The sequence below is a fragment of the Caballeronia ptereochthonis genome, assembly GCF_001545075.1.
GTDB lineage: Bacteria > Pseudomonadota > Gammaproteobacteria > Burkholderiales > Burkholderiaceae > Caballeronia > Caballeronia ptereochthonis.
This window is the reverse complement of sequence record NZ_FCOB02000025.1, coordinates 1-20529: the sequence shown is the minus strand read 5'-3', so window position 1 is coordinate 20529 and position 20529 is coordinate 1. Positions and strand designations below refer to the sequence as shown.

Genomic DNA, 20529 nt, shown 5'->3' with positions numbered 1-20529 from the left:
CGCGTATCGAAGCCGAGGCCGCGCCGATTGGCATACCCGATGCAAAAGAACCTGGCGGGCGCCAGCACGCGCTCGATCCTCGTTCACGCATCGCAAGGAGAAACGTCATGACGCAACTGAAGCTCGATGATCTGACCCACGCGGAAGAACTGTCCTCAGCCGAAATGACCCGCATCGTCGGCGGCGACAAGAAGGAGCCGGCGGGCAGGCCTATCCATATCGACGCCCAGAGCGGCGTGCTGACGTTCAAGGATGGCTCGCAGTGGACGATGGACCTGAACGGCAAGCTGCATCCGCTGTGACGCGCCCGCCTTGAAGGCGCTCATGTGAAGAGGCCGGGCGTGCCTTGCGGCGCGCCCGGCCCTTTGCATTCAAAATCCTGAATGCCGTTTCGGCTTAGGCATGCGCCATCACAGGCCAGCCTTGCCCGCGGTCAGCACGAGGCGCAAGCCGAGCGCCGCGATCACGCCCGCGGCCACGCGGTCGATCCACTTTTTCGCACGCAGGTACATCTCGCGCGGACGTTGGCTGGAAAAGCCGAGCGCGACGATCGTGTACCAGCCCGTCTCGATCGCGAAGACCATCGGCGGCAGCACGAAGTAGCACCACAGCGGGGGATGCTGCGGCAGGAGCGCCGCGAAGATGCTGCCGTACCAGATCGCAGTCTTGGGATTGCTCAGCTGCGTCGTGAGGCCGAGCCAGAACGACTTGCGCGCGCTTTTCGCGGGAGCGGCCGCCTCGCTTCGCGTCGACATCTGCATCGGTTGCGCGGCGCCGCGCCATATTTTCAAGGCGATATGGATCAGATAGAGCCCGCCGGCGACCTTCAGCGCGATATAGAGCCATTCGACGGCGACGAGCAACGTATAGAGTCCGGCCAGCGCGATGCCGCCGAAGAAGATCCCGCCCACGCCCATGCCGAGCGCGGTCGCCAACCCATCTGTGCGCGATACGCCTATCGCATTGCGGGCTACGATCACGAAGCTCGGGCCGGGGATCATCGCGCCCAGCAGCAGCGAGAACAGGATCGCGAGTACGGCGGTTGATGCGGTCATCGATTTGTCTCCTTCGGTATGCGGCATGCAAAATGCCGGAATGCATGCCACATGCATGATACGCCGGAGGCCGTGGATTTTGCTCTGCGGCATCCTCCGCGTGGTGCGGTCCGTCTATGTATCATGAGCGACGGATTGCGATTGGCCGGAACAACCAAAGCATCTGTCGAAGGAGATACGCGCATGCGCATGAAGATCCTCATCGCGCGAATGAATCACGAGACCAATACATTTTCGCCGGTGGCGACGCCGCTCGAAGCCTTCGGGCGCGATGGTCCCTGTTACGGCGAGGACGCATATCGCGAGAACGCGGGCATGCGCACTGCGATGTCCGCGTTCATCGATGCGGCCGAGCGCGAGGATGCGCAGATCATCACGCCGATATCCGCGTCGGCGAATCCGAGCGGGCGCGTGGCGGCTGCGGCCTACGACGCGATCTGCGCATCGATCGTCGAAGCGGCCGACGGCTGTGACGCCGTGATGCTCGACTTGCACGGTGCGATGGTCGCGGAAAATTCCCCCGATGGCGAAGGCGATCTGCTCGAACGAGTGCGACGCGTGCTGCCGCATGCGCCGATCGCCGTATCGCTCGATCTGCATGCGAACGTCACGCAAAAGATGATCGATCACGCGGATGTGATCGTGAGCTTCAAGACCTATCCGCACGTCGATATGTATGAGAGCGGCGAGCATGCCGCGCGACTGTTGCTCGATCAGATGCATGGCAAGGCAAGGCCCGTGATCGCGTGGGCGCAGCCGCCGCTCATCACGCACACGCTCAGAAGCGCGACGGCCGAGGGCGCGATGAAGCGTGCCGTCGACGCCGCGCGCGCCGCGGAAGGCGAGGACGGCGTGCTGGCGGTATCGGTGTTGCCGGGCTTTTCTCTCGCGGATATCGAGGCGCCTTGCATCAGTGTCGTCGTTGTCGCGAACGGCGAGCGTGCAAAGGCGCAGGGTGTGGCGAACCGTATCGCGCGACAGATCTGGAACGAACGTGAAGGCTTCGTGTATCGCAGCGCACCGCTCGTGCATTCGATCAGCGAAGGCGCCCAGCTTGCGCGCGCAACCGACAAGCCGGTGCTTCTGCTCGATCACGGCGACAACTGCATGTCCGGCGGAACATGTGACACCACCGATGCGTTCGAGGAAGCGTTGAAACAGGGGCTCGATGGCATCGTCGTCGGACCGTTGTGCGATCCGCAAGCCGTCGCGAAGCTCTTTGCCGCGGGCGAGGGCGCAACGGTCACGGTCGGCATCGGCAACAAGCTCGCGAGCGTGGCCTCGCGCGGCAAGCCACCGCTAGAAGTCACCGGCGTCGTGCGCGCGCTGACGGACGGCGAATACATCATCAGCGGTCCGACTTACACCGGGCAGCGCGCTTACATGGGACGCGCGGCCGTGATCGAAACACCGAAGGCGTGCATTCTCGTGACGGAGCGCACACACGAGCCCTGGGATCTGGGCGTGTTCGAAAGCGTAGGCATCGATCCTCGCACCGCGCGGTTTCTGATCCTCAAGTCGCGCATGTATTGCCGTCCGGTGTTCGTGCCGATCGCGGGCGGACTCGTCGAATGCGACAGTCGTGGCGTCACGAGCTCCGACTACGGGCTTTTCTCATACGGCAATCTGAAGCGGCCTGTCTATCCGCTGGATGCGAACGTCGAGTATTGAGCCAAGCGTGCCTGCTATTTGACGAGGCGCAGGCGCTTGGTCACGATCGTGCCGTCCTGGCGATCGATGAGCCATGCGGCGTCGACGCTGCCGTTCAGCGTGGACGTTCTGCGCGTGATGTCGGTCGGCTCTTCGTCGGTCGGCGCGCTGTGCTCGACATCGTCCGTCAGATACGGAGGCTCGAGCGTGCAGATGAGCACGATCGCGAAGTCGCTGTTGCCGTGCCCGTGATCGAAGTTCGGCAGCAGCGTGCGACCGGTGACCGTCGTCCTGGCGCTGCCTTCCGACCTCAACTGGATGGCGTCGAAAGTCTGGACGAAACCCTTCGCCTTTGCCTCGGGCGCGACGACGAGCTTGCGGCCGCTTTGTCCCTTGACCGTCTGCTTGAGCAGGATGGCCCGCGGATCTTCCGGCGCCGCGAGCGAGACGTTCACCGTGAGCACCTTCTTCTTCGCCTGATAGCGCACGCCGTATGAAACGGGGATGACGAACACGAACGTGCGGTCCGACTGCGCGTTCGTTTGCGCTTGCGGCCGGCTCGCACCCGATGCCGCCGATGCGCCATGTTCCCACTTCCCGAACGGACGCGAAAGAAAAGCGCGTACCCGGCTGGTGATCGATGGCGGCTGTCCGGGCGACGGGTGGCCGGCGAGCGCGTCCCTGACGTATTCGGGATCGTCGCCGGCAAAGTCGGGCGGGAGCGATTCGGCCGACATGATGCTTGGCGTCGGGACGCCGCTCGCGGCACCGACAGTGCTCGCAGCACCGCCGCCGTGCGTCCCGGCCGCAAGAGCGAAGACGGACCAGCACAACAGCGCGCAGCTCGCGCACGCAGCAACGCTTCTTCGATGTTTCGAAAAGAACACGTACCACCCCTGGCGCATGGAGCCGAGTCAAGGAGAAGTGGTTATCTTAAAACGAAGCAGGCGGATCGGCAGCGCCGGCGGGCTCGTGCCGCGCGCGGACACATGCCCGTCGCGTGCGGTGAACTGGCATTTTGCATGCGCGATTCAAAATTCAGCTTCGCGATTTTGAACTTCGCATTCAATCGATCCGCGCATACTCGGCGATCGCCGCGACCGCGCCGCTTTGCAGTTTCGCCGCCGCGCGAACGAGCGCTTCTCGAAACGCCGGATTACGCGCCAGGTCCGGGGGAAAGACTTCGTTCACGGCGAGCATCGCATCGACCAAACCTTCGGGCGTGCCGGCGCCCTCGGCTGCCTTCGTGAGACGCTCCGCCAGCGGGTCGTCGATCTCATGGCGCGTGCCGTCGTCGGCGCGGCCGCGCAGGAACTTGAACCACGCGGCCGTCGCCAGCGCGAGCCGCTCGATCGATCGACCCGCGTCGAGCCGTGCGGCGATAGTCGACAGAATCCGCGGCGGCATCTTCTGGCTGCCGTCCATCGCGATCTGGGCGCAGCGGTGTTTCAGCGCGGGATTGGCGTAACGGGCGAGCAGCGCATCGCGGTATGCGAGGAGGTCGAACGACGCCGGCACGTCGAGCGTCGGGGCGATTTCGCGCGTCATCATTTCGTGGATGAGCGCCCGCAGCGGCGCGTGGCCGACTGCATCGCTGATGGTCTCGAATCCCGCCAGCATCGAGAGGTACGCCAGCGTCGAATGCGTGGCGTTGAGCATGCGCAGTTTCGCCACTTCGAAAGGCGCGACATCGTCGACCAGTTGCGCGCCTGCCGCTTCCCACGCCGGGCGCCCGGCGGGAAAGCGATCCTCGATCACCCACTGGCGGAACGGCTCGCACGGCACCGGCACCCGATCCCACACGCCGAGGGCCGATTGCGCGGCTTCGCGGTCGGCATCGGTCGTGGCGGGGACGATGCGGTCGACCATCGTCGACGGAAAGGCCACCTGCGTTTCGATCCATTCGGCAAGCGCAGGATCGAGCCTGCGCGCGAACGAGCATACGGCCTGCCGCAGCGCGTCGCCGTTGTGCGAGAGGTTGTCGCAGGAGAGCACGGTGAAGGACGGCTTGCCCGCGTCACGGCGCGCTTTCAGCGCGGCGCACAGAATGCCCGGCACGGTGGATGGTTCGTCGGGATGCGCGAGATCGCGCGCGATGCCTGGGTGGGCGATGTCGGCGTCCCCCGTCTGCGGGTCGCGACAGTAGCCTTTTTCGGTGACCGTCAACGACACGATGCGAACGCGTTCGTCGGCGAGAAGCGCGAAAAGCCGCGCGCGATCGAAGGGCATCGCCAGCACCTCGCGCAGAGCGCGCACGACCGTCACGCGCACGCCATCGGGACCGCGCTCGACGATGCTGTAAAGCCCGTCCTGCTCCATCAACGCGTCGCGCTTGCTCACGTCGCCCTGCAAGGTGACGCCGCAGATTCCCCAGTCTCCCGGCCGCGCGAGCATTGCTTCCTCGGTGTAGAGCGCTTCGTGCGCGCGATGGAAGTTGCCGATGCCCAGATGCACGATGCCGATTTCCGGCTCCCGCCATTCCGGCGAGAGCACATGAGCGTTCAGTGTGGCGAGCGATGAACGGGAAAGCCTTGATTTATCAGTCATTTTCGATGGAATTTTGAATTCGGAATGGGGAAAACCCGCAATTGACCGTGTGACATACTGGTATGGTAGTATCCGCCACATCGAATGCCCATTCAAGGAAATCCCAATGAAAATCATCAGCGCCGACGTGATCGTGACTTGCCCCGGACGCAACTTCGTCACGCTGAAGGTGGAGACGGACGAGGGCATCTACGGCATCGGCGATGCGACGCTCAATGGCCGCGAGCTGGCCGTGGCATCGTATCTGAAGGATCACGTGTGTCCGCTTCTGATCGGCCGCGATCCCGGCCGCATCGAGGATACGTGGCAGTTCCTCTACAAGGGCGCGTACTGGCGCCGCGGCCCGGTCACGATGACGGCCATCGCCGCCGTCGATATGGCGCTGTGGGACATCCTCGGCAAGGCGGCGAACATGCCGCTCTACAAGCTTCTGGGCGGCGCGTCGCGCGAGGGCGTGATGGTGTACGGGCACGCGACGGGCCGCGACATTCCCGAGGCGCTCGACCGCTACGCCGAGCATATCGAAGAAGGCTACAAGGCGATCCGTATCCAGTGCGGCGTGCCCAACATGCGTTCGGTGTACGGCGTCGCGAAGGGCAACGGGATGTACGAGCCGGCGACGAAGGGCTCGGTGGAAGAGCAGAGCTGGTCTTCCGAGAAGTATCTGGATTTCGTGCCGAAGCTTTTCGAAGCCGTGCGCGAGAAGTTCGGCTTCGACACGCACCTGCTGCACGACGTGCATCACCGTCTGACGCCGATCGAGGCCGCGCGGCTCGGCAAGTCGATCGAGCCGTACCGCCTGTTCTGGATGGAAGACCCGACGCCCGCCGAGAATCAGGCCGGCTTCCGCCTGATCCGCGAGCACACCGTCACGCCGATCGCGGTGGGCGAGGTGTTCAACAGCATCTGGGACTGCAAGCAACTGATCGAAGAGCAACTGATCGACTACATCCGCGCGACGCTCACGCATGCGGGCGGCATCACGCATCTGAAGCGCATTGCGGATTTCGCTTCGCTTTATCAGGTGCGCACGGGTTGTCATGGCCCTTCCGATCTGTCGCCGGTCTGCATGGGCGCGGCGCTGCACTTCGATCTGTGGGTGCCGAACTTCGGCGTGCAGGAATACATGGGCTTTCCGAAGGAAGCGCTCGACGTGTTCCCGCATGCGTGGTCTTTCGACCGCGGAATGATGCATCCGGGCGAAGCACCGGGGCACGGCGTGGACATCGACGAGAAGCTCGCCGCGAAGTATCCCTACGACCCCGCGTACCTGCCTGTCGCACGCCTCGAGGACGGCACCCTCTGGAACTGGTAATCGCGCGAAGTCGATGCATTAAGCATTCGAGGTACAAAATACCGGAGAGAGACATGGCAGACAGAGAAACCAGCGCGATGCTGCGGCGTGTGGCCGCGGCATCGACCATCGGTACGGCGGCCGAGTACTACGACTTCTTCGTGTACGGCACGGCGGCGGTGCTCGTGTTCGGCGCGAAGTTCTTTCCGAGCCACGATCCGCTGATCGGCACGCTCGCCGCATTCGCGACCTACGCGGTCGGGTTCGTCGCGCGGCCCATCGGCGGGATCGTGTTCGGGCATTTCGGCGACAAGATCGGCCGCAAGAAGGCGCTCATCGTCACGATCCTGATCGTCGGGCTCGGCACGTTCGCCATCGGGCTTTTGCCCGATTACTCGCAGGCGGGCATCTGGGCACCGGCGGCGCTCGTTCTGATTCGTGTGCTGCAGGGCTTCGGCGTCGGCGGCGAGCAGGCGGGTGCGGTGCTCCTTACCGCCGAATATGCGCCGCCGCGCGAACGCGGCTTCTTCGCGAGCCTCGTCCAGCTCGGCGCGCCTGCTGGCTTTCTGATTCCGTCCGGCATCTTCGCGGTGCTCACGGCGACGCTCACGCACGAGCAACTGATGGACTGGGGCTGGCGTCTGCCGTTTCTCGGAAGCATCGTGCTCGTCGCGGTCGGGCTCTATATCCGCCTGCGCACGGAGGAGTCGCCCGTGTTCGCGGCGATCCGCGAAACCAAGGCGGTCGAGTCGCGCCCCGTCGTGGAAGTGGTGAAGCAATACGGCGCGACCATCGCGAAGGGCGTCGGCGCGAAGCTGATCGAGGCCTGCACGTTCGCGATGTACACGATGATCGTGCTCGCCTACGGCCGTGCGCACGGCATCTCCGATGCGCTCCTGTTGCAGTCCATCATCGTCGCGGTGCTGCTCGAGCTGATCGCGATTCCGCTGGCGGGCGCGCTGTCGGATCGCATCGGCAGGCGCGCGACCTTCATCGCGGGCGCGGTGCTGCATGTGTTGCTCGTGGTGCCGCTCTTTCATGCCATCGACAGCGGCAGCCGCCTCGCGATTCAGACCGTGATGATTCTCGCGATCACGGTCGGCCATAGCCTCTGCTATGCGCCGCAAGCCTCGCTCTTTCCAGAGCTTTTCCCGGCGCGCGTGCGCTGCAGCGGCATCGCGCTGATCTGGCAGATCGGCTCGCTCATCGGCAGCGGCGTGCTCGGTCTCGTCGCGGTGAAGCTGATTCAGGCGACAGGCGGCAGTTCGATCGGGCTGATCGCTTACGTGGCGATTCTCGGCGTCGTCTCGACGATCTCGCTCCTGCTTCTGCCGGAAACCGCGCCCGTGCGACTGGGCGCCGATCTGCACGACTGGGCGGCGCCGCAGCATGACGCGGAAGCAGCCCGAACGCCGGCTGCGCCCGCTTTCGCAGCGCGCCGCTGAACCCGCGCGCCAAAACTGCCAAAACTGGCATTCAAAATTCCTCATTCAAAACACCGCAAGACTCAGGACATCGATCATGCTCGCAGCCGTTCTCCACGAACCGAAGAAACTCGTCATCGACGAGATCGACACGCCGGAGCCGCAACCCGGCCAGGTGCAGATCCGCGTGCGCGCGGGCGGCATCTGCGGATCCGATCTCTCCTATTACTTCAAGGGCAAGAGCGGCGACTTCGCGGTGCGCGAGCCTTTCGTGCTCGGTCATGAAGTGGCGGGCGAGATCGCCGCATTGGGCGAGGGCGTGACCGGCCTGAAAGTCGGCCAGCGCGTCGCGGTCAATCCGGGCCTGAATTGCGGCGCGTGCCGCTTCTGCGTGAAGGGCATGCCGAACCATTGCCTGAACATGCGTTTCATGGGCAGCGCGTCGACGTTCCCGCACATGCAGGGCATGTTCCGGCAATACATCACGGCAGCGGCGCGGCAATGCGTGCCCGTGCCGGACAGCCTCGACTTCGCGCAGGCGTCGATGGCCGAGCCGCTCGCCGTCGCGCTGCACGCGCTGAAGCTCGCGGGTTCGCTCGTCGGCGCGAAGGTGCTGCTCGTCGGCTGCGGGCCGATCGGCTGCATCGTGCTCGCGGCGGCGCGGCGCGCGGGCGCGCATCGCATCGTCGCACTCGATCTCGCCGAGAAGGCGCTCGCGATGGCCGCCTTGCTCGGCGCGGACGAAACCGTGCTCGCGAACGATCAGGCGCGCATCGATGCATGGTCGCGCGAGCGCGGTACGTTCGACGTGGTGATCGAGGCATCGGGCAGCACGGCCGGCCTCGATACCGCCTTGCGCTCGGTGCGCGCGGGCGGCACGGTCATTCAGCTGGGCAATCTGCCGGCGGGCCAGTCGCCGGTCGCGGCGAATCTCGTGATGGCGAAGGAGTTGCGCTACCAGGGCTCGTTCCGCTTCACGGACGAGTACGCCACCGCCGCCGACGAGATCGCGTCGCAGCGGATCGATCTTCGTCCCGTCATGACGCATGCGTTTCCGCTCGCCGACGCGAACCGCGCATTCGAAGTCGCGCAGGACCGCAGCCAGTCGATGAAGGTGCACCTGCAATTCGACTGAGGCGCACCCGCGCAGCGGTATTCAAAATTCATCATTCATTAAACCGCCGGCCGGAAGGCTGAAGAAGCGGTGCATCGGAGACTCACCATGATCAAAAGCCAGCGATGGTTCGTCGTCGGCCTGCTGTTTCTCGCGGGCGTCGTCAACTATCTCGACCGCGCCGCACTCTCCATTGCCGCGCCGCTCATTCAGAAAGACCTGCATTTCACGCACGCGCAGATGGGCATCGTGTTCAGCAGCTTTTTCATCGGGTATGCATTATTCAATTTCGTCGGCGGCGTGCTTTCGGACAAGATCGGCGCGAAGAAGGTCTTCGGCGGCGCGATGGGCATCTGGTCGCTCTTTTGCGGCGCGACCGCACTCGCGAGCAGCCTCGCTTCGCTGATCGTCCTGCGCGTGCTCTTCGGCATGGGCGAGGGGCCGTTCAGCTCGTCGAACAGCAAGATGGTGAACAACTGGTTTCCCCGCCGCGAGGTCGCGAGCGCGATCGGCGTCATCAGCTCCGGAACGCCGCTCGGCGGCGCGCTGGCCGGCCCGGTCGTCGGCTATATGGCGATCCAGTTCGGCTGGCGCTGGGCGTTCGTCGTCATCATGCTGATCGGCTTCGCATGGCTCGCGCTGTGGGCGCTCTCGACGACCGAGCATCCGCAGCAGAACAAGCGCGTCACGCCAGCCGAGCTCGATCTGATCGTCGCAGGCCAGCAAGGTGCCGCGTCGATGGAGCACGGCGCGCATGGCAAGAAGGCGAATCTCGGCTTCTACCTACGTCAGCCGATCATCCTAGCCACGGCGTGCGCGTTCTTCGCGTACAACTACGTGCTCTTCTTCTTTCTTTCGTGGTTCCCGACCTACCTTACCGAAGCGCATCACATGTCCCTGCGCGACATGAGTTTCGCGACGGTCATTCCGTGGCTGCTCGGGAGCATCGGGCTTGCGGCGGGCGGCTTCATCACCGATGCGATTCTGCGCATCACCGGCAAGCCGTTGATGTCGCGGCGCATCGTTCTGACGGCGTGTCTCGGCATGGCCGCGCTATGCGTGGCGTTCGCGGGCCACGTACAAAGCACGCAAGGCGCGGTGGCGCTGATGTCCGTGACGATCTTCTTCCTCTACGTGACGGGCTCGGTCTACTGGGCCGTGATCCAGGACACGGTGCGGCGTGAGAACGTCGGTGGCGTGGGCGGCTTCGTGCACCTGCTGGCGAATCTGGCGGGCGTGATCGGGCCGGCGGTGACGGGCTTCATCGTGGAGGCGACGCATGGCGCCTACGGCAGCGCGTTCGTCCTTGCCGGCGTGATCGCGGTGCTCGGCGCGCTGTGCTCGCTCGTGTGGATCCGCGAGCCGAAAGCGCGTGCGAAGCGCGAAGGCGCGGCAAGAACCGCGTGATAGTATCGGGAAGCGGTGCGCGCGTGCGTGCATCGCACTTTCCTCACATAGCGTTCAGGTTTCAATCATGCAAGAAGGTATCGTGTCGAACGGCTCGGCGGTGCGGCGGGCTCGCGTGCGCCGGCCGCTCGCGTCGCAGAAGATCGAGTTGCCCGATCTGACGTCGCAGATTTCACACGACTCGCACGAGCCCATCGGCAAGCAGATCTTTCGGGCGCTGCGCCAGGCCATCTTCGCGGGGCAGCTCGTGCCCGGCACGCCGCTCTCGGAAAAGGAAGTGTCGGAGATGTTTCGGGTCTCGCGCCAGCCGGTGCGCGAGACCTTCATCAAGCTCGTCGAGGCGGGCGTGCTGCAAGTGCTGCCGCAGCGCGGCACCTTCGTGAAGAAGATCTCGCCGCGTCAGGTGCGCGAAGGGCGCTTCATTCGCGAGGCGATCGAAACGGCCGTCGCGCGCAAGGCTGCCGTTGCGATCACCGATTCGCAACTCGACGATCTCGCCGCGAACCTGCGCGAGCAGAAGACCGCATCGAAGGTGAACGACACCAGCGCGTTCCTCACGCTCGACGAGCAGTTCCACATGCTGATCGCGCAATCGATCGACTGCGTCGCCGCGTGGGACACGATTCAGGACATCAAGGCGCAGATGGATCGCGTGCGCTATCTGAGCCTGCCGGATGTGTCGCCGCTCGATCTGCTCATCAAGCAGCATGCGCGCATCGTGAGCGCATTGAAGGCGCACGATCCCGATGGCGCGGAGGAAGCGATGCGCGCGCACCTGCGCGAGATTCTGGTATCGCTGCATCCGATCGCAGAGCGTAATCCCGACTGGTTCGAGCCGGATGAACCGGAGCGCGTGCCGCTGGGTTCATGAAACGAAAAAGAGCGGCACGCAGCCGCTCTTTTGCGTTTCGGCGATGCGGCTTACATGCGCGCCGTCGCCGCATGCTCCTCTTCGTTCTTGGCCTTGCGGCTCAACACGAGCGTGATGACCGCGGACATCGCGAGCGTCGCGCCGACCACGTAGAGGCCCGCCGCATAGCTGCCCGTCGTGTTCTTCAGCCAGCCGATCGCGAACGGTCCGACGAAGCCGCCCAGGTTGCCGATCGAATTGATCATGGCGATGCCCGCCGCCGCGCCGGCGCCCGAGAGGAACATGCTCGGCATGGCCCAGAGCGGCGCCTTCGCCGCGCTGATGCCGACGTTCACGACCACGAGCGCGAGGATCACGAAGAGCGCCGTGCTCGCCTGACCCGCGAAGATGAAGCCGAGGCATGCGAGCGCGCAGGGAATCACGACGTGCCACGTGCGCTCTTGCGTGCGGTCCGAGTGCTTCGCCCAGAGGATCATCGCGACGACCGCAACCACGCTCGGAATACCGTTGATGAGGCCCGTTTCCAGCGCGCTGAAGCCGTACTGCCGGATGATGAGCGGCGCCCACAGACCCAGCGTGTAAAGCCCCGCCGACGTGCCGAAATAGATCAGGGCAAGCGCCAGCACGCGCGGATCGCGCAGCGCGTTCCATGCGCCCGCGGTATGGCCTGCGTGGGCCTGCTTCGCATCGGCCTCGGCCTTCAGTTTGGCGATGAGCCATTCGCGCTCGTCCGTGGCGAGCCAGTGCGCCTTGGCGGGCGTGTCCGTGAGGAACCTGAGCACGACGAAGCCGAGCACGATCGCGGGCAGTGCCTCGATGATGTAGAGGATCTGCCAGTCGGCGAGACCGAACATCGGAGGCAACTGCATGATCGCGCCGGAGAGCGGCGAGCCGATCGCGGTCGAGATCGGCGCGGCGGCCATGAACCATGCGGCCGCGACCGCGCGCTGCTTCGCGGGGAACCACAGGCTCAGATACAGGATCACGCCGGGGAAGAAGCCCGCTTCGGCGACGCCGAGCAGAAAGCGCAGCACGTAGAAGCTCGTCGGCCCGGCGACGAACGCCGATGCCACGGACACGATGCCCCACGTCACCATCACGCGCGCGATCCAGATGCGCGCGCCCACCTTGTGCAGGATCAGGTTCGACGGCACTTCGAACAGGAAATAGCCGATGAAGAACAGCCCGCCGCCGAAACCGAAGGCGGTGGGCGACAGGCCGATAGCCTTGTTCATCGTCATCGCGGCGAAGCCCACGTTGACGCGGTCGAGAAAACTGATGAAGTACAGCAGCATCACGAACGGAATGATGCGCCACGCGAGCTTGCGGGATACGCGTGCTTCGACACTGGATTCGATGCTGGATTGCATGTGTCTCCTCCTTGGGAGGCCAGAGCGTCGCTCTGTTTGCTCGATAGGGACGGAGCGAAGCGCGAAGGCACGCGCGTCTCCGCTGCCCGCGACGTGCATTGCATCGCGGGTCAGGCGTTCCGGCCGCGCGGGCGGCCGGGTTCCTCGATGAAAAGTGCCGGGCCTTAAGCGGCTGCGGCTTCCACGCGCTCGACGAAAGCGCACACGGCGGCCGTCACTTGCGCGGTCGTGGCCGTGCCGCCGAGGTCGCCGGTGTGCAGCGCGGGATCGGCGGTGACGGCTTCGACCGCGTCCATCACGCGCCTCGCGGCCTCGAACTCGCCGAGGTGTTCGAGCAGCATCACGACGGACCAGAACGTGCCGATCGGATTGGCGAGGCCCTTGCCCATGATGTCGAAGGCGGAACCGTGGATCGGCTCGAACATCGACGGATAGCGGCGCTCGGGATCGATGTTGCCGGTCGGCGCGATGCCGAGGCTGCCCGCGAGCGCGGCGGCCAGATCGCTCAGGATGTCGGCGTGCAGGTTGGTGGCGACGATCGTGTCGAGCGTGGCGGGCCGGTTGACCATGCGCGCGGTGGCCGCATCGACCAGTTCCTTGTCCCACTTCACGTCCGGGAATTCCTTCGAGATCGCCAGCGCGACCTCGTCCCACATGACCATCGCGTGACGCTGCGCGTTGCTCTTCGTGATGACGGTCAGCAGCTTGCGAGGACGCGACTGCGCGAGTTTGAATGCAAAACGCATAATGCGTTCGACACCGGCGCGCGTGAGGATCGACACGTCGGTCGCCGCCTCGATCGGATGGCCCTGATGCACGCGGCCGCCGACGCCCGAATATTCGCCTTCCGAGTTCTCGCGCACGATCACCCAGTTCAGATCCTCGGGCTTGCAGCGCTTGAGCGGCGTGTCGATGCCCGGCAGGATGCGCGTCGGGCGCACGTTCGCGTACTGGTCGAAGCCCTGGCAGATCTTCAGGCGCAGGCCCCACAGCGTGATGTGATCGGGCACGTCCGGGTCGCCGGCGGAGCCGAACAGGATTGCGTCCTTGTCGCGGATCGCGTCGAGGCCGTTGGCGGGCATCATCACGCCGTGCTGGCGGTAGTAGTCCGCGCCCCAGTCGAAAGTCTCGAATTCGAATGCAAAATTTTGCGTGCTGCGTGCCAAAGCTTCGAGCACTTGCTGGCCGGCTGGCACGACCTCCTTGCCGATGCCGTCGCCAGGAATGCTTGCGATGCGATACGTCTTCATGTCTCGTCTCCGTCTTCGATGTGTCGGGTGTGTTGCGGCGTGAGTTCACTTTACCCAACTTCGAGCACTGCAACCGGTGCTAAACTCAAAGCATCTTTAACTTTGATTCACAAGTGAAAGCCGTGGCCGACACCGTCCAGCCGTCCGATCTGAGCTTCTTTTCGACGCTCTCCGCCTCAGGCAGCCTGAGCGCGGCGGCCCGTGAGCTGGGCCTGACGGCGGCTGCCGTCAGCAAGCGGCTCACGCAGATGGAGGCGCGCGCCGGCGTGCCGCTCGTCAACCGCACGACGCGCCGGATGATGCTCACGCCCGAAGGCGAGCTCTATCTGGAGCATGCGCGGCGCATTCTGGACGAGATCGACGAACTGGCCGAGTTGCTCGGCAACGCGAAGAAGAGCCCGAAGGGGCTGCTGCGCGTAAACGCGACACTCGGTTTCGGGCGCAGTCATGTCGCGCCGGCGATTTCGCGCTTCGTCGCGCGGCATCAGCAGGTGTCGGTGCAGCTTCAGTTGTCGGTCGCGCCGCCGCCGCTCACCGACGACACTTTCGATGTCTGCATCCGCTTCGGCGAGCCGCCGGACACGCGCGTGATCGCGCGGCGTCTCGCGCCGAACCGGCGGCTGCTATGCGCGGCGCCCGCGTATATCGCAGCACACGGCACGCCGGCGACGCCGCATGATCTGACGCGGCACAACTGCATCGGCATCCGTCAGGGGGATGAAGCATATGGTGTATGGCGGCTGACGACGGGTCGCGGCGCCGCGCGCAAGACCGAAAGCGTGCGCATCAAAGGCAATCTCACGACCAACGACGGCGAGATCGCGGTGAAATGGGCGCTGGAAGGGCACGGCATCCTGATGCGCGCGGAGTGGGACATCAAGGACTATCTCGCCGACGGCCGTCTCGTTCACGTGCTGCCCGAGCACGAAACGCCCAACGCCGATATCTACGCGGTGTATTCGCGGCGGCATCAGATGTCGGCACGCATACGCGCATTCGTCGATTTCATTGCGCTCGATCTGAAGCATGCGCACGGTGTGTGAACGTTGGCGTTTGACGCATTGCGTGGACAGTTCCGAGCCCTTGATTTCCTGACGCACATCGTCGAGCGGATGATTCGACGTAAATGCGCCTGGAAAATATGCGCGCTTGATTTTAAGAAATTCCCGCGTCAAATCGGCGACCGCTTCCTGATGAACGATTAAACCGGCAATGGCGAGAAGCGGTTGAATGTCAGTCTTTTTCTCAGGCAGCGCCGTACTGCACCCTGTCTCGTCGATATAGCAGATGCACAACACGTGCTTTCTTTCCTGGGAATGAAAACGACCACTCATAGCGGCCGTCTGGCTGGCTGGCTGGCGCCGTATTTGTCGCGCGAGTCGGACCCCGTTCGACAGCGTTCCGATAGTCCTGAAACGTGCTTGAATGTCAATTGCCGCTGAAATGCGTGGACGACGTTGGCGATTCCGAAATCCAGTGTCTTTGAAATCGTCCAAATAGCGAAGGATGCGATTTCTGCGATCGCTCAAACCGGACATCGGTCGCAACGGAATGCAGCGCTATACTGACCGTCCATCCACCGCACTCCGACCCGCGAAACCACACGGCGGCGCAAGCTCATAAATTGGCTGAACACGATTTAGAAAAACTGAGGATCGACCGGGGACAGTCCGCCGTCATGCCGCGGCGCCGGCGCAGCTGGCTCCGCTATGCGGTCATTGCACTGATCCTGCTCGCGCTGGTCGCCGTGGCGTTCAGGCTCACCGGACCGCAAGCCGTGGAGACGGCCACGGTCACGTCCGTCTATCCGTCGCAAAGCTACACGCTGCTGAACGCCACCGGCTATGTCGTGCCGCAGCGCAAGGCGGCGGTGGCGTCGAAGGGGCAGGGGCGCGTCGAATGGCTCGGCGTGCTCGAAGGCACGGAAGTCAAGGAAGGCCAGATCATCGCGCGGCTCGAAAGCGCTGACGTCGCCGCTTCGCTCGCGCAGGCGCGCGCGCAAGTAAAGGTCGCGCAGGCGAATCTCGAGCTGCAGCGCGCCGAGCTCAAGAACGCGGAAGTCGACCTCAGGCGCTTCAGGATCCTCGCGCCGCAGGGCGCGATTCCGGCCACGCAGTACGACGCCGCGCTCGCCCGCTACGACAAGGCCCAGGCCTCCGTCAACAGCGACGAAGCCGCGATCGTCTCCGCGCGCGCCAACGCGCAGGCCGCGCAGGTCGCCGTCGATCAGACCGTGATCCGCGCGCCCTTCGACGGCGTCGTGCTGGAGAAGCACGCCAACGTGGGCGACAACATCACGCCGTTCTCGTCGGCGTCGGACAGCAAGGGCGCGGTCGTCACGATCGCCGACATGAAAACGCTCGAAGTCGAAGCCGATGTCGCCGAGTCGAACATCGCGCGCATTGCCGTCGAACAGCCATGCGAGATCCAGCTTGACGCGCTGCCCGACGTGCGCTTCGCGGGCCGCGTGTCGCGCATGGTGCCGACCGTCGACCGCTCGAAGGCCACCGTGCTCGTCAAGGTGCGCTTCGTCGAGCGCGACGCGCGCGTGCTGCCGGACATGTCCGCGAAGGTCGCGTTTCTCTCGAAGCCGGTGCCGCCCGAGGAAAAGAAGGCGGTGGTGGCCGTGCAGCCGGCGGCGGTCGTCACGCGCGGCGGCAGGAAAGTGGTCTACGTGGTCGAGCACGACACCGCACGCGAAGTGCCGGTGACGACGGGCGAGCGCATCGGCGATCTGCTCGCGGTGCAGGGCGTCAAGCCCGGCGACGTGGTCGTTCTGTCGCCCGGCGACAAGCTCAAGGATGGCGCCAGGGTCACCCTGGCGAAGAAATAGCGTGAGCGCGGCGCCTCTGGTTCAGATCAGCCACGTCGCGAAGTCGTATCGTCGCGGCGTGCAGACCGTGCCGGTGCTGACGGACATCACGTTGTCGATCGCGGAAGGCGATTTCGTCGCGCTGATGGGCCCGTCGGGCTCCGGGAAGAGCACGCTGCTCAACCTGATCGCGGGCATCGACCGGCCCGACAGCGGTGAGCTGCTCGTCGGCGGAGTCGACATCACGCGCCTGCCCGAAGCCACGCTCGCGGACTGGCGCGCGGCGAACGTCGGCTTCATCTTCCAGTTCTACAACCTGATGCCGGTGCTGTCCGCGTTCGAGAACGTCGAATTGCCGCTGATGCTCACGCGCCTCACGCGTCACGAGCGGCGCGAGCGCGTCGCGATGGTGCTCGACATGGTCAACATGGCCGACCGCATGAGCCACTATCCGTCGGAGCTGTCGGGCGGGCAGCAGCAACGCGTCGCGATCGCGCGGGCGCTGATCACGGACCCGAAGCTGATTGTCGCGGACGAGCCCACCGGCGACCTCGACCGCACTTCCGCCGCCGATGTCCTCGCGATGCTGCAGCGTCTGAACGACCGACTCGGCAAGACCATCATCATGGTGACGCACGACGCGCACGCGGCCGGCGCGGCGAAGGCCCTCGTGCATCTGGAGAAGGGAGAACTCATCGATGGCACCACGCCCTGAGCCGTCATGTTTCTGCTCAAGCTGATCCTGCGCAACGCGCTGCGTCACAAGCTGCGCACCGCGCTGACGGTGCTCGGGCTGACCATCGCCGTGCTCGCGTACGGCCTGCTGCATACGGTCGTGGACGCGTGGTACGCGGGCGCGTCGGCGGCATCGAATGCGCGGCTCGTCACGCGCAACGCGATTTCGCTCGTGTTTCCCTTGCCGCTCGCCTATGAGAACCGCATACGCGGCGTCGATGGCGTGACGCTCGTCGCGCGTTCGAACTGGTTCGGCGGCATCTATCGCGACCCGAAGAACTTCTTCGCGCAGTTTGCCGTGTCCGACAACTATCTCGATCTTTATCCCGAGTTCATCGTTTCAGAGCAGGCGCGCGCGGACTATCGGCGCGACCGCAAGGGCTGCCTCATCGGCAGGCAACTCGCGGAGCAATACGGCTTCAAGGTCGGCGACGTCATTCCGCTCAAGGGCACGATCTATCCCGGCACCTGGGACTTCGTGGTGCGCGGCATCATGGAAGGGCGCGACGAATCGACCATCACGCGGCAACTGATCTTTCACTGGGAGTATCTCAACGAGACGATCCGCAAGACGACGAAGCGCAACGTCGATCAGGTCGGCGTGTATGTGGTCGGCATCAAGGCCCCGGACGCGGCGGCGGCTGTCTCGCGCAACATCGACAACGTCTTCAAGAACTCGCTCGCCGAAACGCTGACGGAAACGGAGCAGGCGTTCCAGCTCGGCTTCGTCGCGATGTCGAATCAGATCATCGCGGCGATCCGTGTCGTGTCCTACGTGGTCATCCTGATCATCATGGCGGTGATGGCCAACGCAATGGCGATGAGCGCACGCGAGCGCATCACCGAATACGCGACGCTGAAGGCGCTGGGCTTCGGCCCCGGGTTCCTCTCGGTGCTCGTGTTCGGCGAATCGCTTGCCATTTGCGCGGTCGGCGGCGGCATCGGCATTCTCGCGACGCCGCCGATGGCCGAAGTCTTCAAGCACGCGACGGGCGGCGTGTTCCCGGTGTTCATGGTGTCGCGCGAGACGATGCTTCTGCAGGCCGCGTGCGCGCTCGTCGTCGCGCTCGCGGCGGCGATCGTGCCGGCGGTGCAGGCGAGCCGCGTGCGCATCGTCGAAGGCCTGCGGGCGATCGGCTGAGGGCGCGGCGATGGCGATTCCCGTTTCCTACGTCGCTCGCAATCTCTGGGCGCGCCGCCTCACGACGATGCTTACCGCGGGCGGGCTCGCGCTCGTCGTGTTCGTGTTCGCGACGGTGCTGATGCTCGACGCCGGCCTCAAGAAGACGCTCGTCTCGACCGGCGAAGCAGAGAACGTGGTCGTGATCCGCAAGGGCGCTGAAACGGAGATTCAGAGCGCGATCGACCGCGGCCAGGCGAACGTGATGGAGATGCATCCGTCGGTCGCGATGAACGGCGACGGCGAGCCGCTCGCCTCGAAGGAAACGGTCGTGCTGATCTCGCTCACCAAGCTCGGCACGAATACGCCCGCCAACGTCGTGATTCGCGGCGTCTCGCCGATGGGCGTGCAACTGCGTCCGCAAGTCAAGCTCGCGGCGGGGCGCATGTTCAGGCACGGCTCATCGGAGATCATCGTCGGCAGCAGCATCGCCAGGGGATTCGGCGGCACGCGCATCGGCGATCATCTGCGTTTCGCGCAGCGCGACTGGACCGTGGTCGGCCATTTCGATGCGGGCGGGAGTGGCTTCGACTCGGAAATCTGGGGCGACGTGGATCAACTGATGCAGTCGTTCCGGCGCACGAGTTATTCGTCGATGGTCGTTCGTCTCGCGCGCGACGATGCGTTTGAACGCTTCAAGGCCGACATCGACGTGGACCCGCGCCTCGCCGACGAAGCGAAGCGTGAGCAGGTGTTCTACGGCGATCAGTCGAAGGCGTTGTCGACCTTCATCAACATTCTGGGCTTCACGCTGTCGATCATCTTTTCGATCGCGGCGATGATCGGCGCGATGATCACGATGTATGCGTCGGTGGCGAATCGTGTCGCGGAGATCGGCACCTTGCGCGCGCTCGGCTTCAAGCGCTTCGATGTGCTTGGGGCGTTTCTGCTCGAGGCGTTGCTGCTGGGAATGGTCGGTGGCATCGCGGGACTGTGCTGCGCCGCGCTGATGCAGTTCGCTTCTTTCTCGACGACCAATTTCCAGACGTTCGCGGACTTGTCGTTTCGGTTCATTCTTACGCCTTCGGTGGTTGCGCAGACGCTCGTGTTTTCGCTCGTTATGGGGTTCGTTGGTGGGTTTCTGCCTGCGTTGCGCGCTTCGCGGATGAATATCGTCGAGGCGTTGCGGACTAGGTGATTTTTTTTGGTTTATTTGTTTGGTTTGCTTGCTTGGGCTTTGGTGGAATCCTGAGTTCTTAGTGGTCTATTAGCACTGCCCCTGTGCGGGGCGGCAGTCACTTTCTTTGCTGCTGCAAAGAAAGTAACCAAAGAAAGCAGCTTTGGCCCGGAGTGCTTGAGGCGGACTCGTCGTCATGGTTCGGCGTGGCCCAGCCCCTAAGTGTCGCCCTCGAAGGTCTAACGCGCCGTGGCTCGCGCACGGTCTGCCACCTCGCACTACATGACAGACTGGTTCAGCACCCAAGAGCACCGGCCCGCTGCGCGGCCGAAGGGGAAATCGGGTGTGCGCCCGCTTCTTTACTAACGCTTCCATCTCTCCGCTTCTGCCTAACGACGGTTTCCCTTGCAGACCCTGCGGCAGCGCGTAGCGCTGTGCCGGAACTCTTTCGTGCTGAACCAGCCACCTAAACGGACTAGCTCGGCAGACCGTGCGCGAGCCACGGCGCGTGAGTCCTTTGAGGACGACACTTAGGGGCTGGGCCACTCTGAACCATGACGACGAGTCTGCCTGGGCCAAAAGCTGCTTTCTTTGGTTACTTGTATATTGCCTTCAGCGTTCGAAAACTGATCCCTTTCGCTCGCTCGAAGCGGTAGCCCGTTTGTGTTACAAGGGCTCGCAGCCCGAAAGAAAGCTGGTGGCG

At 64.4% G+C, this 20529-nt stretch carries 17 protein-coding genes; 12 read left to right on the top strand and 5 right to left on the bottom strand.

The genetic code is table 11. From position 1 onward, the window contains the following. The first annotated feature begins 107 nt into the window (after positions 1-107). Positions 108-302 carry a hypothetical protein gene (locus AWB83_RS24470; RefSeq protein WP_087048199.1) on the top strand — a complete coding sequence of 65 codons (195 nt, stop codon included), beginning with the start codon at positions 108-110 and terminating at the stop codon, positions 300-302. Positions 303-410: 108 nt separating this feature from the next. Here AWB83_RS24470 and AWB83_RS24465 read toward each other — a convergent pair whose 3' ends face one another. Continuing rightward, complete coding sequence (locus AWB83_RS24465) at positions 411-1055, bottom strand: LysE family translocator (protein WP_087048278.1); 645 nt, start codon at positions 1053-1055, stop codon at positions 411-413. Between the two features lie 189 nt (positions 1056-1244). Here AWB83_RS24465 and AWB83_RS24460 point away from each other — a divergent pair, with 189 nt between their 5' ends. Continuing rightward, positions 1245-2726, top strand: coding sequence for a M81 family metallopeptidase (locus AWB83_RS24460; protein WP_087048277.1), 1482 nt, complete (start codon positions 1245-1247; stop codon positions 2724-2726). Between the two features lie 14 nt (positions 2727-2740). Here AWB83_RS24460 and AWB83_RS24455 read toward each other — a convergent pair whose 3' ends face one another. Together AWB83_RS24455 and AWB83_RS24450 are read right to left on the bottom strand one after the other, a co-directional pair. After that, positions 2741-3442, bottom strand: coding sequence for a hypothetical protein (locus AWB83_RS24455; protein ID WP_244197867.1), 702 nt, complete (start codon positions 3440-3442; stop codon positions 2741-2743). A 328-nt stretch (positions 3443-3770) separates the two neighbouring features. Beyond that, the gene (locus AWB83_RS24450) at positions 3771-5252 is read right to left on the bottom strand and encodes a mannitol dehydrogenase family protein (protein ID WP_087048197.1); all 1482 of its coding nucleotides are present in this window, start codon (positions 5250-5252) and stop codon (positions 3771-3773) included. Between the two features lie 106 nt (positions 5253-5358). Between AWB83_RS24450 and manD the strand changes: the two genes are divergently transcribed. From manD to AWB83_RS24425, 5 genes are all read left to right on the top strand, one after another. Then, a complete protein-coding gene (gene manD / locus AWB83_RS24445; protein WP_087048196.1) occupies positions 5359-6567 on the top strand; it encodes a D-mannonate dehydratase ManD in 1209 nt (402 codons plus the stop codon). 53 nt (positions 6568-6620) lie between these two features. Then, positions 6621-7991 carry an MFS transporter gene (locus tag AWB83_RS24440; RefSeq protein WP_087048195.1) on the top strand — a complete coding sequence of 457 codons (1371 nt, stop codon included), beginning with the start codon at positions 6621-6623 and terminating at the stop codon, positions 7989-7991. Between the two features lie 76 nt (positions 7992-8067). Beyond that, positions 8068-9105, top strand: a complete 1038-nt coding sequence (locus AWB83_RS24435) for an L-idonate 5-dehydrogenase (RefSeq protein WP_087048194.1) — start codon at positions 8068-8070, stop codon at positions 9103-9105. Between the two features lie 87 nt (positions 9106-9192). After that, entirely contained in the window at positions 9193-10491 is a 1299-nt protein-coding gene (locus tag AWB83_RS24430; RefSeq protein ID WP_087048193.1) for an MFS transporter, read from the top strand. 67 nt (positions 10492-10558) lie between these two features. Continuing rightward, a complete protein-coding gene (locus AWB83_RS24425; protein WP_087048192.1) occupies positions 10559-11362 on the top strand; it encodes a GntR family transcriptional regulator in 804 nt (267 codons plus the stop codon). 50 nt (positions 11363-11412) lie between these two features. Here AWB83_RS24425 and AWB83_RS24420 read toward each other — a convergent pair whose 3' ends face one another. Next, a complete protein-coding gene (locus tag AWB83_RS24420; RefSeq protein ID WP_374729136.1) occupies positions 11413-12732 on the bottom strand; it encodes an MFS transporter in 1320 nt (439 codons plus the stop codon). Positions 12733-12896: 164 nt separating this feature from the next. Next, complete coding sequence (locus AWB83_RS24415) at positions 12897-13982, bottom strand: tartrate dehydrogenase (RefSeq protein WP_087048191.1); 1086 nt, start codon at positions 13980-13982, stop codon at positions 12897-12899. A gap of 122 nt (positions 13983-14104) precedes the next feature. Between AWB83_RS24415 and AWB83_RS24410 the strand changes: the two genes are divergently transcribed. The 5 genes from AWB83_RS24410 (at position 14105) to AWB83_RS24385 (ending at position 19847) form a co-directional block, all read left to right on the top strand. Further along, positions 14105-15025: a LysR family transcriptional regulator gene (locus AWB83_RS24410; RefSeq protein ID WP_087048275.1), complete on the top strand. Its 921-nt coding sequence runs from the start codon at positions 14105-14107 to the stop codon at positions 15023-15025. A 635-nt stretch (positions 15026-15660) separates the two neighbouring features. Then, the gene (locus AWB83_RS24400) at positions 15661-16815 is read left to right on the top strand and encodes an efflux RND transporter periplasmic adaptor subunit (protein WP_244197866.1); all 1155 of its coding nucleotides are present in this window, start codon (positions 15661-15663) and stop codon (positions 16813-16815) included. Continuing rightward, positions 16784-17509, top strand: a complete 726-nt coding sequence (locus AWB83_RS24395) for an ABC transporter ATP-binding protein (RefSeq protein WP_087048189.1) — start codon at positions 16784-16786, stop codon at positions 17507-17509. The genes AWB83_RS24400 and AWB83_RS24395 overlap by 32 nt, the downstream gene beginning before the upstream one ends. Before the next feature lie 6 nt (positions 17510-17515). Continuing rightward, positions 17516-18670, top strand: coding sequence for an ABC transporter permease (locus AWB83_RS24390; protein WP_087048188.1), 1155 nt, complete (start codon positions 17516-17518; stop codon positions 18668-18670). Positions 18671-18680: 10 nt separating this feature from the next. Then, the gene (locus AWB83_RS24385; RefSeq protein WP_087048187.1) at positions 18681-19847 is read left to right on the top strand and encodes an ABC transporter permease; all 1167 of its coding nucleotides are present in this window, start codon (positions 18681-18683) and stop codon (positions 19845-19847) included. The last annotated feature ends 682 nt before the right edge of the window (positions 19848-20529 follow it).

Excerpts from the sequence above, each read along its gene's own strand:
- AWB83_RS24470 (WP_087048199.1), top strand. The coding sequence starts at position 108 with ATGACGCAACTGAAGCTCGATGATCTGACCCACGCGGAAGAACTGTCC.
- AWB83_RS24465 (WP_087048278.1), bottom strand. The coding sequence starts at position 1,055 with ATGACCGCATCAACCGCCGTACTCGCGATCCTGTTCTCGCTGCTGCTG.
- AWB83_RS24460 (WP_087048277.1), top strand. The coding sequence starts at position 1,245 with ATGAAGATCCTCATCGCGCGAATGAATCACGAGACCAATACATTTTCG.
- AWB83_RS24455 (WP_244197867.1), bottom strand. The coding sequence starts at position 3,442 with ATGTCGGCCGAATCGCTCCCGCCCGACTTTGCCGGCGACGATCCCGAA.
- AWB83_RS24450 (WP_087048197.1), bottom strand. The coding sequence starts at position 5,252 with ATGACTGATAAATCAAGGCTTTCCCGTTCATCGCTCGCCACACTGAAC.
- manD (WP_087048196.1), top strand. The coding sequence starts at position 5,359 with ATGAAAATCATCAGCGCCGACGTGATCGTGACTTGCCCCGGACGCAAC.
- AWB83_RS24440 (WP_087048195.1), top strand. The coding sequence starts at position 6,621 with ATGGCAGACAGAGAAACCAGCGCGATGCTGCGGCGTGTGGCCGCGGCA.
- AWB83_RS24435 (WP_087048194.1), top strand. The coding sequence starts at position 8,068 with ATGCTCGCAGCCGTTCTCCACGAACCGAAGAAACTCGTCATCGACGAG.
- AWB83_RS24430 (WP_087048193.1), top strand. The coding sequence starts at position 9,193 with ATGATCAAAAGCCAGCGATGGTTCGTCGTCGGCCTGCTGTTTCTCGCG.
- AWB83_RS24425 (WP_087048192.1), top strand. The coding sequence starts at position 10,559 with ATGCAAGAAGGTATCGTGTCGAACGGCTCGGCGGTGCGGCGGGCTCGC.
- AWB83_RS24420 (WP_374729136.1), bottom strand. The coding sequence starts at position 12,732 with ATGCAATCCAGCATCGAATCCAGTGTCGAAGCACGCGTATCCCGCAAG.
- AWB83_RS24415 (WP_087048191.1), bottom strand. The coding sequence starts at position 13,982 with ATGAAGACGTATCGCATCGCAAGCATTCCTGGCGACGGCATCGGCAAG.
- AWB83_RS24400 (WP_244197866.1), top strand. The coding sequence starts at position 15,661 with ATGCCGCGGCGCCGGCGCAGCTGGCTCCGCTATGCGGTCATTGCACTG.
- AWB83_RS24395 (WP_087048189.1), top strand. The coding sequence starts at position 16,784 with ATGGCGCCAGGGTCACCCTGGCGAAGAAATAGCGTGAGCGCGGCGCCT.
- AWB83_RS24390 (WP_087048188.1), top strand. The coding sequence starts at position 17,516 with ATGTTTCTGCTCAAGCTGATCCTGCGCAACGCGCTGCGTCACAAGCTG.
- AWB83_RS24385 (WP_087048187.1), top strand. The coding sequence starts at position 18,681 with ATGGCGATTCCCGTTTCCTACGTCGCTCGCAATCTCTGGGCGCGCCGC.